Origin of the sequence: Aurantimicrobium sp., assembly GCF_036667855.1 — a bacterium.
Classification (GTDB): domain Bacteria; phylum Actinomycetota; class Actinomycetes; order Actinomycetales; family Microbacteriaceae; genus Aurantimicrobium.
The window spans coordinates 14,555-30,027 of sequence record NZ_JAVWTF010000008.1; the positions used below are offsets into that span (position 1 = coordinate 14,555).

Here is a 15,473-nt window from a genome sequence, read left to right on the forward strand (position 1 = left end):
AGGGTTGTAGCGGGTAACACCATTCTAAAAGCAGAAGGTGAAAGTAGTCTGCAATATTCCTGAGAAATCAAGGTTTTTTCGAGTTCAGGTCTACCAAAAAGAGCAACTCAGCAACAATTGCCTTCTCAAAAGACTCGATATGTAATGACTCATTCGGGCTATGAGCTCGAGAGTCAGGGTCCTCAACACCAGTAACCAACACCTGAGCATTGGGGAAAGCAGAGACAAAACTTGAAATGAATGGGATTGAACCACCAACACCCATATTCACGACTTCTTGATCCCATGATTGAGTAAGTGCGTGTGAAATTGATTGAGCTGCCCAGCCAGATGTATCTGTTGAGAACGCTTCTCCTAAATTCACATCCTCAAACTCAACAATCGCCCCAAACGGGATGTGCTCAGTGATGTGTTGTTGAATGGCAGAGAAAGCTTCAGAAGCTGATTGACCTGGGGCGACTCTTACGCTGATTCGAGCAGAAACACTGGGAAGCAAGGTGTTCGACGCATTCGCCACATCAGGAATGTCTATCCCCGTCACCGTAATTGACGGCTGAGACCAGAGACGCTCTAAGACATGACCATCTCCGATAAGAGAAACAGAATCAAGAACACCACTCTCGTCCCTCATGTGCTCCTCGGTGTAGTCAGGTGGAGTTACCAATGATCTGTGTAGTCCCTCGATAGCAACTGAACCAGAAGGGCTGTAGAAAGATGAAACAAGTCCGGCAAATGCCATGAAGGCATCTGGCACTGCCCCTCCAAACATGCCCGAATGAAGTGCATGATCCAGAGTTCGAACCGTGAGCTTGAATGTTGCGTTTCCGCGAAGTGTGGTGGTCAAAGCGGGTGTTTCAGTGTTCCAATTTCCTGAATCTGCTACGACGATCACATCAGATGCGAGAAGTTCGTGGTGATCAGATAAGAAATTCTCGAAAGATGGAGAACCGAATTCTTCTTCACCTTCAATGAACACAACGATTCCAAGTTCCACGTTTTCGACAAGCTCAGGGAGTAAACGCAAGGAGGTGACATGAGCCATGATTCCCGCCTTGTCGTCAGCTGCACCGCGACCGTGAAGTCGCCCACTTCGTTCTTCTGGTTCAAAAGGAGAACTTTCCCACATCGCGAGGTCACCAGGAGGCTGAACATCATGGTGGGCATAGAGAAGGACAGTAGGCATTCCTGGTGCGGGGTTGCGTCGTGCGACAACAGCTGGTTGTCCAAGTTCTTTACTGTCTGACTTCTGAGAACGCAGGATAAATACGTCCTCGAACAAATTAGTTCCTGCAAGGAGGTCTGAGACAGCCTGTGCACTTCGAGCTACTTGTTCAGGATCAAAAGAAGACCAAGAAACCGAAGGGATACGAACTAAATCTTTCAGTTCGTTGAGAGATTGAGGAAACGTTTGAGACACCACAGAGCGAACGTCAGAAATTGAAGCTGTCATGCCGGTAATCTTATGGGCGTAGCATTCAAACAAAGGACCATCGTGGCTAAGAAATCTGAAGAAAACACCACTGCAGAATCAACTGTCGAAGAAAACAGTTCTGGCAAGGGCCACGCAACACCCAGTCGCAAGGAACGAGAAGCTGCAAACAAGCGTCCCCTTGTGCCCAGCGACCGTAAGGAAGCTGCTCGTATGGAGCGCGCTCGTTTAAACGAGGAACGCAACAAGGCACGTATCGGACTTGCTGCTGGTGATGAACGATACCTCCCCATGCGTGACCGTGGTCCTCAAAAGAAATTTGCTCGTGATTTCGTAGATGCTCGCTATAACGTTGGCGAACTGATGGTGCCCTTCATGTTCCTGGTCATCATTATGACTTTTATCCCCAGTCTCCCCGTTCAGGAAAGTTCGTTCCTCGTACTCTGGGCGTTCTTCTTTATTGCACTGATTGATGTGATGATTCTCGGTGTACAGCTGAGAAAGCGCATCACCGCCAAGTTTGGAACTTTGGATAAGGGTGTTCGCTGGTATGCCGGTATGCGCAGCCTGCAGATGCGCCCCTTGCGTTTGCCTAAGCCACAAGTTGGTCGCCGTCAATACCCAAGCTAGTTGTTAGCTACGTGCCGCTAATTTTTTCAAGCCGCGGTTGAGCTTGACGGCCCAAAGAGGGCCGTTGTAAACAAACGCTGAATATCCCTGAACAAGGGTTGCTCCAGCATTGAGCCGTTCTTGTATCTGTTCAGCTGTTTCAATACCACCGACTGAAATGATGCACATCTGTGCTGGAACGATAGATCGAATGTGCTTGAGCACCTCAAGTGAACGATTTGCAAGTGGGGCACCAGACAATCCACCTGCGCCAATAGCTTCGACGCGTGCAGGATCCGAAACTAGGCCCTCGCGACTAATCGTGGTGTTTGTGGCGATAATGCCATCAAGCCCGAGAGAAACCGCTAACTTTGCAATCTCGGATATTTCTTCAGTCGTGAGATCTGGTGCAATCTTCACCAATAGAGGCGTATCGCCAGAAGCATTTTTGACCGCGCTGAGGAGAGGTTTGAGTTGTGTAATCTCTTGCAACCCACGAAGCCCTGGCGTGTTGGGTGAGCTGACATTCACGACAAGATAGTCAGCCAAAGGGGCAAGAAGTTTAGTGCTGATGAGGTAATCCTCAGTCGCATTCTCAACTTCAGTAATTCGGGATTTCCCAATGTTTACCCCGATCACAGGGCGGTGTTTCAAAGCACGGAGTCTTTTCAAACGAGGAACTGCAGCTGCCGCTCCCCCGTTGTTGAAGCCCATCCGGTTAATCAATGCACGGTCTGGAATCAAGCGGAAAAGACGAGGCTTCGGGTTTCCAGGTTGTGCGTGGGCAGTCAGAGTGCCAACTTCTACGTGACCAAAGCCGAGCGCATACAGCCCTGAAACCATGGTGACGTCTTTATCAAAACCAGCAGCCATTCCAAAGGGTGAATCGAAATGTAATCCCAGCGCTTGAACATGAAGTTCAGGATTGGGCTGCGAAAAAGCGTGCTTGATCGAACGAATACCAGGTAGGCCAGCAAGTTTGATGACAAACGCACCGAGGTGGTGAGCATCCTCAGGGTCTATGAACTTGAAAAACCCCTTGAAGATTAGATTGTAAAAGGAGTGATTGCCGTTGTGAGTTGCCACTACTACTGAGCCTGACCTGTCTGACGTTCGGAACGCAAGGTTTGAACTGCAACTTCGAAGTCTTCGAGTGAGTCAAAAGCTTGATACACACTGGCAAAACGTAGGTAGGCAACTTCATCGAGTTCGCGCAAGGAAGGCAGTATTGCTAAACCAATTTCGTTTGCTTCAATCTGGGACGCTCCCGTGGCGCGAATGGTTTCTTCAACCTTTTGGGCCAGCACGGCAAGATCCGCATCAGTAACTGGTCTTCCCTGGCACGCCTTACGGACACCTGCAACGACCTTTTCGCGACTGAATGACTCAACCACACCTGAGCGCTTAATCACAGAAAGTGACGCAGTTTCGAGTGTGGAGAAACGACCATTGCACTCAGGACATTGACGACGACGACGAATGGAGAGGCCATCGTCGCTCGTGCGAGAGTCGATTACGCGGGAATCTGAATGGCGGCAAAAGGGGCAATACATTCGACTAATTGTCCTCTGTGTTGAAACGGATATCTACTGCATCACCGTGGGCGGGCAAATCTTCATCATCAGCTAGTACACGAATACCACGGGCAACCTCGGAAAGCGCAGCCTTGGAGTATTCGATGACCTGCTGGGGTCGCAGGAATGTATACGCTCCCAGACCAGAAGAAAACAGGGCCTGGCCTGCAGTGGGGAGAACGTGGTTAGAACCGGCGGAATAGTCACCCAAACTCACTGGGCTGTAATCCCCTACAAACAGAGCACCAGCATTGGTGATCTGAGCGACAACCTCAGAGTTCTTCTGAGTGTGAATTTCTAGATGCTCGGGTCCATACGCATTCGAAAAATCGACGGCTACAGAGAGATCATCAACGAGTACGAGTGCAGATTGTGGGCCTTCGAGAGCAATCTTCACGCGCTGAGCGTGAGCAGTCTTTTCCGCCAGTTCTGAAACGTGCTGCGTAACAGCACGAGCGAGTTCTTCAGAATCAGTAACCAATACAGCAGAGGCCATTTCGTCGTGTTCTGCCTGAGAAATAAGGTCAGCAGCAATGAAATCAGCTCTGGCTGAAGAATCAGCAATGATCAGAATTTCAGTCGGACCTGCTTCAGAATCAATTCCTACGCGGCCACGAACCAATCTTTTCGCGGCGGCAACATAGACGTTACCCGGACCCGTAACCACATTGACAGGAACGAGACCCAGATCTTCGACACCGTAGGCGAAGGCGCCAATCGCACCTGCGCCACCCATTGCGTACACCTCAGAAACACCCAGCAAACCTGCAGCAGCAAGGATGGTCGGGTGAACCCGGCCACCGAAGTGAGCCTGTGCTGGAGAAGCAAGAGCAATCGAGCTAACGCCAGCAACCTGTGCAGGCACAACATTCATGATGACGCTAGAAGGATAAACAGCTTTTCCGCCTGGCACATAGAGACCAACACGCTCTACTGGTTGCCATCTTTGTGTGATTACAGCCCCGGGTGCGATTTCACTACGAACAGCAGCAGGAACCTGGGCGGCAGAACCTATCCGGACTCGAGCAATAGCTGTTTCTAATGAAGCCCGTAACTGCGGAGATAACGAAGCGACAGCTTCATCGATGTGGGACTGAGGAACGCGAAGTTCATAATCGTCAACTTTGTCCAAGCGTGAAGCCTGTTCCCGCAAGGCCTCGGATCCACGATCACGAACATCACTAATCAGCGACGTAGCAACGTCGAGGGCAACATCAACATCAACCTCTGTTCGAGGAATGAGTGCCAGTAGTTCAGCGCGAGAAGGTCGTCTTCCACGCAAATCAAGAGTGTGAATCATCAGGTGTCCAGTCTATTTCCGCTAACCGAGGCAACCTGGACCTAGGAGTGACTTTAGCTCTCCATACAAATCTGATGACACGTTGACGCGAGCAGGGAGTTCAAAGATGCGTGCAGTTGCCCCGCGGGTAAGTCGCAATCGCACTTCAGATTGACCAGGGTGACGTTTGAGGACCTCGGAGAGCTCTCCAATGGTTGAGGAGGTTGCTCTTACTTCTGGTAAAACCAGGTTCAGCGGACCTTGTTCGCCCACAACAGCACCGACGTCTGGGACGAACATACTCATAGCTTGGATGTTGAGTCCATCATCGCGAACGTTAACCCGGCCCTTAACTGCTAAAACTAAGTCTGTTTCGAGCATGGGACCAAACTCTTGATAGGTGCGACCAAGCAGCATAATGTCCATCTCGCCGCCGAAATCTTCCAGCTTGATAATGCCGTAGGCATTGCCTGATTTCTTCGCGATACGTCTTTGGACCTCTGTGACGAGGCCGGCAAGAACCACGATGTCTCCGTCCATGGTGGTGTCACTTGTAGTGAGGTCGTTGATAGTCACCGTTGCATGCTTAGCCAATTGGAGTTCAAGCCCAGCAAGGGGGTGATCGGAGACATAGAGACCCAGCATTTCACGTTCAAAAGCGAGCTTGTCACGTTTGGTAAATTCAGGTCGATCGGGAACTTGAGAGTGCTCTTCAGTGAACTCAAACATGTCACCGAAAAGATCAACTTGACCAAGGGCTTCGTTGCGCTTGAGACTCACAGCAGATTCGACTGCATCCTCATGAATCTCTACGAGTGCACGTCGTGTATTCCCCATCGCATCAAAAGCGCCAGCTTTAATGAGCGACTCCAGCGTCTTCTTGTTTGCGACTTGAACAGGAACCTTTTTGAGGAAGTCGTGGAAAGAATCAAAGCGACCCTTTTCCGCACGGGCTGACTTAATGTGTTCAACGACGCCAAAACCGACGTTGCGAATAGCACCCATACCGAAGCGAATATCTTGACCAACTGCGGAGAAAACACCGTCTGATTCATTCACATCTGGAGCCAAAACGTTGAGCCCCATTCGTCGACATTCAGACAGGTAAATACCTAGTTTGTCTTTGGAATCACCAACTGATGTCAAGAGAGCTGCCATATATTCAGCCGGGAAATTTGCCTTGAGATAAGCGGTCCAATAGCTCAGAACTCCGTATCCAGCAGAGTGAGCCTTGTTGAAGGCGTAGTCAGCGAAGGGCATCAAGGTATCCCAGAGAATTTTGACCGCGGGGGCTGAATATCCATTAGCGAGCATGCCCGCTTCAAAGTCTGCAAACTGCTTATCCAGTTCTGACTTCTTCTTCTTACCCATTGCGCGACGCAATACATCTGCTTGACCGAGAGTAAATCCTGCGACCTTTTGAGCAACTGCCATCACTTGCTCTTGATAAACAATGAGACCGTAGGTTGTTCCCAAGATTTCAGAGAGTGGTTCCTCAAGCTCGGGGTGAATAGGCTCAATCTCTTGAAGGCCGTTCTTACGTAATGCGTAATTGGTGTGCGAGTTCATACCCATGGGACCTGGGCGATACAAAGCAATAACAGCCGAAATATCTTCAAAGTTCGTAGGTTTGAGTTGACGCAGTAGAGCACGCATCGGCCCACCATCGAGTTGGAAAACACCAAGGGTGTCACCACGAGAGAGCAATTCATATGTTGCTGGGTCAGAATCAAGATCTAACAGTTCAGGCTCAACCGTGATGCCACGGTTGTTCTGAATATTGACAAGGGCATCTTGAATAACCGTGAGGTTACGCAGCCCCAAGAAGTCCATCTTGAGCAAGCCAAGAGATTCACAAGGTGGTTGATCGAATTGCGTAATGATGGTGCCATCATCTTCACGTTTCATGATGGGAATAACATCCATCAATGGCTCAGCCGACATGATCACACCAGCTGCGTGAACACCCCATTGACGCTTGAGGTTTTCTATACCTTGTGCCGTGTTGAAAACAGTCTGTGCATCAACATCAGATTCAAGAACCGATCGGAAGTCAGCCGCCTCCTTGTATCGCGGTGCCTGAGGATCCATAATTTCGGTCAGGGTGATGTCCTTACCCATGATGGATGGAGGCATCGCTTTGGTGAGCTTCTCCCCTACCGAATAGGGCATTCCCAATACGCGAGATGAGTCTTTGAGAGCTTGCTTGGCCTTGATGGTGCCGTATGTCACAATTTGTGCAACACGGTCACTGCCATATTTTTCCGTGACATAGCGAATTACTTCACCACGTCGACGATCATCGAAGTCGACATCGACATCGGGCATGGAAACACGTTCTGGGTTCAGGAAACGCTCAAAAATCAAACCGTGGTGGATCGGATCTAACTCGGTAATACCCATGGCATATGACGCGAGTGAACCTGCTGCCGAACCACGACCAGGGCCAACCCGAATACCCTGCTGACGTGCCCACGCAATGAAGTCAGCGACGACGAGGAAGTAGCCGGGGAAACCCATCTGAATGATGACATCAACTTCATATTTGGCTTGTGCCTTATGAGCATCGGAGACACCGTTGGGGAATCGACGAGCTAGACCAGCGGCAACTTCTTTTTCAAACCACGTTGCTTCCGTCTCACCCTCTGGCACAGGGAAACGTGGCATGAGATCACGTTTTTCAAAGCTGGTTTCACACCGCTCAGCGATGAGCAACGTGTTGTCACAGGCTTCGGGGTAGTCAGCAAAGAGTCGGCGCATTTCAGCGGCTGACTTGAGATAGAACTCATTTGATTCGAACTTAAATCTGTTGGGGTCATCCAGAGTGGATCCCGACTGAACACATAACAACGCGGCGTGTGCATCAGCGTCATGAGCATGCGTGTAGTGGAGATCGTTGGTTGCAACGAGAGGTAACCCTAAATCTTTAGAGAGCTTGATGAGATCTGTGACAACTCGACGCTCAATATCCAGACCGTGATCCATAATTTCAACGAAGAAGTTTTCTTTGCCGAAAATGTCACGGAATTCTGCCGCCGCTGCGCGTGCTTCATCATATTGACCAATGCGCAGGCGGGTTTGAATTTCACCACCAGGGCAGCCTGTTGTCGCGATGAGGCCCTTCCCGTAGGTGTTGAGGAGTTCACGGTCCATACGAGGCTTGAAGTAGTAGCCCTCAAGTGAAGCCAAAGAGGACATCTTGAAGAGGTTATGCATGCCCTCGGTCGAGGAAGACAGCAAAGTCATGTGCGTATAAGCACCACCACCAGAAACGTCATCATCCCCACCGTTATTCCAACGAATACGGGTTTTATCGGTGCGATGAGTTCCAGGAGTGAGGTACGCCTCCGTACCAATAATTGGTTTAATGCCGGCGTCTGTTGCAGCATTCCAGAAGTCATAGGCCCCGAACATATTTCCGTGGTCGGTAATAGCAATCGCAGGCATTCCTGCCTCGACAGCTGCATTCACAAGTGGCTTGACACGTGCAGCACCATCGAGCATGGAGTACTCAGAATGAACATGAAGGTGAACGAAAGAATCGTTGTCCTTGCCCATGTTCACTCCGGTTTCGTAAGTCTCTAGAAGTTCAATTCTAGGGCTTGCGACGAATGAGAATGAGCGACAAACCGACAACGCCAACAGCGCCGATCGTCCATTCGATTGTTCGACCGAAAGCCATCGCAGGGGTGATGGTTGAGCTCAAGGGAACAGCGCTCAACATCTCACCTGGTTGATAGGCAGGAATACTCGAAATCGTTTCACCTGTAGGAGAAATGATTTCTGAAGTCCCCACCGTAGAGATGTTGACAACAGATCGTCCTGTTTCAATTGCTCGAAGACGCGCAATAGCTAATTGTTGAAGATTTTCTGAAGTTTTCCCAAAATCAGCATTATTAGTTTGGGCAAGGATGAGCTGCGCTCCTCCATCAATCAACTGATAGGCCTGTTGGTCATCAGTAATGTCAAAGCAAAGGGCAATACCGGCAAGAACACCATTGATGTCAACAACGTTAGATCGCGTTCCAAACGAATAATCTCGGGTAACAAGATCAACAAGTTCGGGCTGGAATGTGCGCCACAATTCTCTATTGGGCATGTACTCGGCGAACGGAACTGGATGGATCTTGTCGTACTGAGCAATTGCACGATCTGTCCACACTAAAGAGGAGTTAAAGTTCTCATCGTCTGCATTAGTTGTGATCGTTCCGGTCACAATGGGTGCGCCCAGTTTTTTTGAAACAGTAGTGAGCGTGAGTGCGGCAAGCTCTGATTCAAGAGGGTCCACGTCGCTGGCGTTCTCTGGCCAGACAACCATGTCGATATCTTCTCCGGCATAAGGAAGAGTTCCAGACACATGATCTTGAAGAATAGAACCAGGCGCACCATGGTCAAATAAACCAGCCTTAGAGTTGCCCTGAACAGCGAGAACATTTGTCGTCCCTGAGATATCTATGGTGAAACCAGGAATAGCAATGAGGACAACGAACGCGAGTATGGGGTAAACGAGTAAGGGGCGATGTCTCTCTCGGAGTACTTGAAAGACAAGAGCGGCAGTCACAGCAACGCAGAAGCTCAGCCCTGCTGTTCCAACCCAGGTGACGACATGGGCAATAGGGCTCTCAGATTGCGATTGCGCCAACCTGCCCCACGAAAAACCTCCATAAGGCCACACGCTTGTGATGCTTTCACGAAGAGTCCATAGCGATGCAATGACAATACTGACGAGCCCAATACGACCCCATTTGTTGGTCCACCGCGTAGGGCCTCGATTGATCACAATCGAGATGAGCGAAGCACCCAGCCCAAAGAAAAGGGCCTGCAAAATTCCGAGTGCCAACCAAGGAACCGGCCCGAGATAGAGGGTAAGCCAGTTAATCAGTGACAGCCAGAATGCTGCTCCGGCTGAAGAACCGACGATAAATGCTGTCCAGAAAGAGCGACCGAGTAGTGACCACAGAAGGAGAAATACGCCGACAAAAGCTAAAGGCCAGAAGTTGGTTGCCGGAAATGCACCCTGCAAAGCAAACCCTGATACCACAGCGAGAAACAGTGCAATCCAAAAATTGAGTCTTTTCATCAGGCCACCGTGGAATACGCAACAATGCCACGTCGCACGTGATCTAAGGCTGTGCGGGCAGTTTTTTGAAGATCACCAGAAGTGACCTGTGCAAGTTGGTCGAGTAAGTCAATGGTCTGTTTTGACCAGCGCACAAAGTCTCCAGCAGGCATATCTGCATTAAACAACACATCGTCTAAACGTGAGCCCTTTGCCCATTTATACATCGCCAATGAGAGGCCGGTAGCGAGCGGATGTGTGCCAGGAAGCTTGTGATAGTTTTCCAGCTCTTCTAGATCCGACCAGAGACTTTGTGTCTCATGAAGTGCATCGATGAATTTTCCTCGAGGAAGATATCGTTCGTTGACCAAACCCTCTTCGCGTCGTGGTTCAAACACAATCGCACACGCCATGGCGGCCAAGCCAGGAGCATCAAGTTCATCCCACAACTTGAGTCGAATGGACTCCGCAATCAAGAGGTCACGTTCACCGTAAATCTTTCCTAAGGACTCGCCCTTAGGGGTGAGCGAAAACTCTGTTCCGTGAGGATCTTTCATCAGGTAGTCCATGTCCACCAGAACGTCACAAACTCGGTCAAAGATGCGTGCAACTGCACCTGTCCGAGTATTAATCTGTTGAACTAATTTTTCTGTCTCGCGCTTGAGGCGCCACCAGCGTTCGGCCCATCTGGCGTGTTGTTCACGATCAGGGCAATGATGGCAGGCATGGCTTTTCATCTGCTTACGCAGCGAATTGAGTTCAGCACTACGTTTTTCTTTGGCTGCCCGAGAACCTAGTTCGGATTGTTTTTCAACATCGGTCAACGTGCGTCGCAATGCTGCATATTCTGCAAAGTCACCTAAGTGACAGGTCATTGGTTCGGCATAGCCAGCAAGTGTTTCTTCTTGTTGTTTGACCTTGCGAGCAAGATCGACAACAGCTCGGTCTGCTTGGAATTGAGCAAAACTACTTTCCAGAATCTCTCTGGTTCTGCTTCGGCCAAACTGTTCAATCAGGTTGATGGCCATGTTGTAGGTCGGCCTGAAACTGGAATTCAGAGGATACGTTCGCCGACTAGCAAGAGAGGCAACTGTCTGTGGATCTAGGTTGTTTGCCCACTGAATGAGGGAATGTCCCTCCACATCGATACCACGTCGTCCTGCGCGACCGGTGAGCTGGGTGTACTCCCCTGGCGTTAATGGAACACGTGCTTCACCGTTGAACTTTTCTAGTTTTTCCAGCACCACAGTTCGAGCAGGCATATTGATACCTAGAGCAAGAGTTTCAGTGGCAAAGACAACCTTCACAAGTTTCTTTTGAAAGAGCTCTTCAACTACCTCTTTGAATGCAGGAAGTAATCCTGCGTGGTGAGCGGCAACACCCCGCTCTAAACCTTCTAGCCATTCCCAATATCCCAATACCCCGAGATCTTCGTCGGCAAGAACGCTGCATCGTTCTTCAACTATGTCTCGAATAATCTCTCGTTCTTCCGCATCCGTGAGGCGAATACCTGAGCGAAGAACTTGTGATACTGCCTGGTCACAGCCCGCACGACTGAATATGAAAGAAATGGCTGGGAGAAGATTCTTCTCCGCCAACAACTCGATGATGTTGGCACGATCCATTCGGCCTTGAAGAGGCTGATTCTGTGCATATTGAGGTCTGTTGTTCCTGCCGCCACGGTTGGCATTGCGACCTGCAGAACGAATGTGTGGAGCACGCTGATTGGAATGAGCAAGCCGAAGTAATTCAGGATTGACACGATGTTGTGCGGCAGCTGTGGAGCCATCAAACAAGTCAATGAATTTATTGCCTACTAAGACATGTTGATCGAGCGGGACCGGACGGTCTTCAGAAACGATGATGTCTGTGTCACCGCGTACTGCTTGAAGCCAATCACCGAATTCTTCTGCGTTGGAAACAGTGGCGCTCAGACCAACGAGCCGAACATGTTGGGGCAGGTGAATAATGACTTCTTCCCAAACAGCACCTCGGAATCTATCGGCAAGATAGTGAATCTCGTCCATGACAACGAAACGAAGATCTGCAAGGAGATCACTATCCGCGTAAAGCATGTTACGAAGAACTTCAGTGGTCATCACCACAATGCGAGCACCGGAATTGATATTTGTATCCCCGGTGAGAATGCCGACATTTTCAGCACCCCATTCCTCGACAAACTCGTTGTATTTCTGATTCGAGAGGGCCTTCATGGGGGTTGTGTAGAACAACTTGTCTGAAGACGTGCTCATGGCGAGGAAAACAGCAAATTCTGCGACAACTGTTTTACCTGCACCTGTGGGAGCAGCTACCAACACACTGTTCCCTGCTTCAAGAACGTTGGCGGCAGCGATTTGGAACGGATCTAAATCAAAGGAACGTTTTTCACGAAAGGCATTGACCAGTGGAGTTTTATTTCGAGCCTGTGCCTGGGCAAAACGTTCTGCAGCACTGAGTTCAACCATCGATTATGCCGAAAGGGGTTCTGAAGGAGGAACAATGCTTGGACTGTCATCGCTGAACGTCAATTGCTTCTTTCCCTGACGACGGTCATGTAGCCAAGCAATACCCGCAGCAGCGAAATAGAGAAGAACCATGGGGATGGCCAGCAGGAACATGGACAGAACATCTGCGGCAGGCGTTGCGATTGCTGTGAACAAAAAAATGACCAGGACTGCGATGCGCCACGACTTGATGATGCTCTGTGCAGAGAGCAATCCAGCGAAATTGAATAACACCAGGAATACCGGGAGCACGAAAGCCACACCAACGACGAGAACCAGTTTCAACACGAAATCGAAATATGTCTTTGCCGTAATGATGGTGGCATCATCACTTGGTGCGAAACTCGTCATCAGCGCAACGATATGGGGATAGACATACCACCCGGCAGCACAGCCCGCTAAAAAGAGCGGAATAGCGCTCAACATAAAACCCAGGGTGTACTTGATTTCCTTCTTTGTAAGCCCTGGCATAAAGAATGCCCAGATCTGATAAAGCCAGAAGGGACTCGAAATAACGATGCCAACGGTGAAGGCAATCTGAAGTTTCAAGTCAAAGGCACTCGTGATGCCGTCATAGTTGAGTGTTGCGACTCGGTCCTGTTCAGAAGCGACCAGGAAGATGGGTTCTCGAAGTTGAGCAAGGAGAAAATCTGCCAACAACCAGCCGAGAACCGCACCGATAACAATAAAGAGGGCAGAGAGATAGAGCCTTTTGCGAAGTTCAACAAGGTGTCCACCTAGGGACATCTTTCCTTCGCGCCGAGAGGCTTTAGTCTGCCGTGCAGCCATGGGCTACTAAGCGGACTTTGAAGAGTCGCTTGAGTCGGTGGAGCTTGAATCAGAAGGGGTCTGATCTTCTTCTTTCATCTGCTTAACTTCACTCTTGAAAATTCGCATGGACTGTCCGAGTGAACGAGCAAGACCGGGAAGTTTTGGTGCACCGAACAACAACAGAATGATGGCAATGATGATGAGCAAGTGCCATCCGGAGAGATTTCCTAGCATCTGTACTTCCTTATGAATTGTTGCGAAGGTGTTGTCACTAGTTTAGGCGTTATAGCCGGTGAGTGCCTGCTGGGCCCATCTGCTCACAGCGGAAACAGCTTCTGGTGGTGAGACCACTCGAATTGCACCGGGAAGCTGGGAAACAAAGACTGGAACACTGGAAAGATCACTGAAAGCTACTTCAATCTGAACTGTGTCACCCTCTGCTGCGCTCATAACTACTGGCCTATAGGCAGATATCAATGGCAACGAAGATTCTTCAACAACACAGCTCACACGAATGTGAGAGTCGGAGATATCAAAAAGTTCATCCGGAAGGTCACCGTGGGTCAGAGTTGTCGTGATCGGCTGGTTTGAGACGGTGAGTTCAGAAATTCGGTCTAACCGAAATGTCCTCAGTGCTTCACGTTCGTGGCTCCAGCCTCGCAGGTACCAGGACTCCCCCACTAAGTCGAGGCGGAGGGGGTCGACTGTTCTGGATAGACGTTCACCTGTGGCATTTTGATACGAAAAATGAACACTCAGACCAGCAGCTACCGCTTGCCTAATGACTCCCAAATCAACCGGAGAAACAGCAGGTGTAACGAGAAGGTTTTCTGGTGCAGCTGAGGCCCCTAAAGCTATCTTCGAAACCAATTGTTCAATTACTGACTTGTCTTTATCCGGGACAATTGCGGAAATGTATTGAAGACCGGCTAATAACGCAGCGGCTTCACGAGCCGAAAATCTTGGTGTGGCTTCAACAGCAACGTGTTGCCACAGTTCTACGATCTGTTCTTCCTCAAAGAGGTCCCAGTTGATATCGAAGAGATCCTGATGCTGATAAAAACCGTTATCCCCTGGAACTCCAGACATGGCAAGAAGTTGGACAAGCTCTTGCACTTGAGCAGGTGTGATGTCGAAATGTACAGCTAATTGATCAACTGGTACAGCACCTTGGTCAATCAAATATGGAACAAAAGCCATCAACAACGTGACGCGGTCTGCTGCTTCTAATCGAGATGCGGCCACTATTGCTCACCGCCATGCTGTGAAGAGATGAGCTCTAGACGTGCACGCACAGCTTCTGCCAGTTCAGATGGTGAAACAACACTGACCTGATTGCCGAAGACCACGAGTTCATCTGCAAGGAGTTCTAAATCAGAAAAACCAAAGGTGATGGCTGTCTCTTCTGAGGAGTACCCATATTTCGAGGTCAGACGAAGTTGTGCATCTGAGCCGGAAAGAAGTTTCAGAGATGCCGAGTTTGCTCTGGTGAGTTCCTCAAGTTCCGACTGCAGTCGACGCACATAATTCTCTGAAGGGCGAGGATGCGTTTTTTGAGGAACACGAACAGGGACAGAAACGATTCGTTTGAGGAGAAATGTTCGTTCAGCTTGAGCTTCAAAGTCAAAAGCCAATACGTACCAGAGCCCTCCCCAACTGAGCATCGCTAGGGGTGAAACGGTACGGAGCTGAGATTTGGACTGGCCTGGCTTGAGGTAATTGAAAGTAATTATTAACTCATTCTCGAGCGCATCTTCAATTGCATTGAATGCTCTGTCATTGGTGCGGATATGAGGAGCAACACCGATCAAAGGATCACTGGCTGACACACCTAAAGACTTAATTTTGGTCAGTGCGTGCCGTGAATCACTCGAAAGTGAAGCTTCACGCCATGCATTAGCTGCAACGTTCAACAGCGTGAGTTCATCCGAGGTAAACGTCACATCATCTGGGAAGTCGTAATTCTTTCGAGAAATCGAATACCGAATGTTGTGGGTTTGTCCCTCTTCTTCCGGCAATTCCAGAGTGTCAATAATGACGCCCATGGAACGAATTTCGTCTTTGTCCCGTTCGAACATTTTGTCCAAGGCAGTGTTGCCGTTGTAATCAAAAATGTCGCTATAGCCACGAACGGTTTTGAGTATGTCATTCTTCGTCAAGCCTTCGCGGGAAGAAACGAGGGCAAGAATCAGGCTGAAAAGCCTGTCTTCCTTCTTGATTCGATTCTCTGCGCGTGACATGAATTTTC

General features: G+C 49.6%; 12 protein-coding genes. 1 reads left to right on the forward strand and 11 read right to left on the reverse strand.

The window, feature by feature from the left end; genetic code table 11:
- Positions 1 to 67: 67 nt before the first annotated feature.
- Positions 68 to 1,450 carry a dipeptidase gene (locus RR877_RS03325; RefSeq protein ID WP_332550451.1) on the reverse strand — a complete coding sequence of 461 codons (1,383 nt, stop codon included), beginning with the start codon at positions 1,448 to 1,450 and terminating at the stop codon, positions 68 to 70.
- 42 nt (positions 1,451 to 1,492) lie between these two features.
- Between RR877_RS03325 and RR877_RS03330 the strand changes: the two genes are divergently transcribed.
- Positions 1,493 to 2,059 carry a DUF3043 domain-containing protein gene (locus tag RR877_RS03330; RefSeq protein ID WP_239406867.1) on the forward strand — a complete coding sequence of 189 codons (567 nt, stop codon included), beginning with the start codon at positions 1,493 to 1,495 and terminating at the stop codon, positions 2,057 to 2,059.
- Between the two features lie 3 nt (positions 2,060 to 2,062).
- On the opposite strand, the gene RR877_RS03335 is transcribed toward RR877_RS03330, so the two are convergent.
- Genes RR877_RS03335 through RR877_RS03380 form a run of 10 tightly spaced genes read right to left on the reverse strand, consistent with a single transcriptional unit; the run spans position 2,063 to position 15,465 of the window.
- Positions 2,063 to 3,124, reverse strand: a complete 1,062-nt coding sequence (locus RR877_RS03335; protein WP_275425176.1) for a quinone-dependent dihydroorotate dehydrogenase — start codon at positions 3,122 to 3,124, stop codon at positions 2,063 to 2,065.
- A 2-nt stretch (positions 3,125 to 3,126) separates the two neighbouring features.
- Positions 3,127 to 3,591, reverse strand: coding sequence for a transcriptional regulator NrdR (gene nrdR, locus RR877_RS03340; RefSeq protein ID WP_110233365.1), 465 nt, complete (start codon positions 3,589 to 3,591; stop codon positions 3,127 to 3,129).
- Between the two features lie 4 nt (positions 3,592 to 3,595).
- Positions 3,596 to 4,912 (reverse strand): histidinol dehydrogenase, encoded by a 1,317-nt coding sequence (gene hisD / locus RR877_RS03345; RefSeq protein ID WP_332550453.1) that lies wholly within the window; start codon positions 4,910 to 4,912, stop codon positions 3,596 to 3,598.
- Positions 4,913 to 4,933: 21 nt separating this feature from the next.
- Entirely contained in the window at positions 4,934 to 8,449 is a 3,516-nt protein-coding gene (dnaE, locus tag RR877_RS03350; protein WP_332550454.1) for a DNA polymerase III subunit alpha, read from the reverse strand.
- Positions 8,450 to 8,486: 37 nt separating this feature from the next.
- Positions 8,487 to 9,971: an apolipoprotein N-acyltransferase gene (gene lnt / locus RR877_RS03355; protein WP_332550455.1), complete on the reverse strand. Its 1,485-nt coding sequence runs from the start codon at positions 9,969 to 9,971 to the stop codon at positions 8,487 to 8,489.
- Positions 9,971 to 12,415, reverse strand: coding sequence for a DEAD/DEAH box helicase (locus tag RR877_RS03360; protein ID WP_332550456.1), 2,445 nt, complete (start codon positions 12,413 to 12,415; stop codon positions 9,971 to 9,973). The genes lnt and RR877_RS03360 overlap by 1 nt, the downstream gene beginning before the upstream one ends.
- Positions 12,416 to 12,418: 3 nt before the next feature.
- Complete coding sequence (tatC, locus tag RR877_RS03365) at positions 12,419 to 13,243, reverse strand: twin-arginine translocase subunit TatC (RefSeq protein ID WP_332550457.1); 825 nt, start codon at positions 13,241 to 13,243, stop codon at positions 12,419 to 12,421.
- 6 nt (positions 13,244 to 13,249) lie between these two features.
- Entirely contained in the window at positions 13,250 to 13,459 is a 210-nt protein-coding gene (tatA, locus tag RR877_RS03370; RefSeq protein ID WP_280796270.1) for a Sec-independent protein translocase subunit TatA, read from the reverse strand.
- Between the two features lie 42 nt (positions 13,460 to 13,501).
- On the reverse strand, positions 13,502 to 14,470 hold the full coding sequence (locus RR877_RS03375; protein WP_280796271.1) for a WYL domain-containing protein: 969 nt from the start codon (positions 14,468 to 14,470) through the stop codon (positions 13,502 to 13,504).
- Complete coding sequence (locus RR877_RS03380; protein ID WP_332550458.1) at positions 14,470 to 15,465, reverse strand: WYL domain-containing protein; 996 nt, start codon at positions 15,463 to 15,465, stop codon at positions 14,470 to 14,472. Before RR877_RS03380 ends, RR877_RS03375 begins: the two co-directional genes overlap by 1 nt.
- Positions 15,466 to 15,473: the final 8 nt, after the last annotated feature.

Coding starts and splice junctions, on each gene's coding strand:
- tatC (WP_332550457.1), bottom strand. CDS start 13,243: ATGGCTGCACGGCAGACTAAAGCCTCTCGGCGCGAAGGAAAGATGTCC.
- lnt (WP_332550455.1), bottom strand. CDS start 9,971: ATGAAAAGACTCAATTTTTGGATTGCACTGTTTCTCGCTGTGGTATCA.
- hisD (WP_332550453.1), bottom strand. CDS start 4,912: ATGATTCACACTCTTGATTTGCGTGGAAGACGACCTTCTCGCGCTGAA.
- nrdR (WP_110233365.1), bottom strand. CDS start 3,591: ATGTATTGCCCCTTTTGCCGCCATTCAGATTCCCGCGTAATCGACTCT.
- tatA (WP_280796270.1), bottom strand. CDS start 13,459: ATGCTAGGAAATCTCTCCGGATGGCACTTGCTCATCATCATTGCCATC.
- RR877_RS03360 (WP_332550456.1), bottom strand. CDS start 12,415: ATGGTTGAACTCAGTGCTGCAGAACGTTTTGCCCAGGCACAGGCTCGA.
- dnaE (WP_332550454.1), bottom strand. CDS start 8,449: ATGGGCAAGGACAACGATTCTTTCGTTCACCTTCATGTTCATTCTGAG.
- RR877_RS03380 (WP_332550458.1), bottom strand. CDS start 15,465: ATGTCACGCGCAGAGAATCGAATCAAGAAGGAAGACAGGCTTTTCAGC.
- RR877_RS03325 (WP_332550451.1), bottom strand. CDS start 1,450: ATGACAGCTTCAATTTCTGACGTTCGCTCTGTGGTGTCTCAAACGTTT.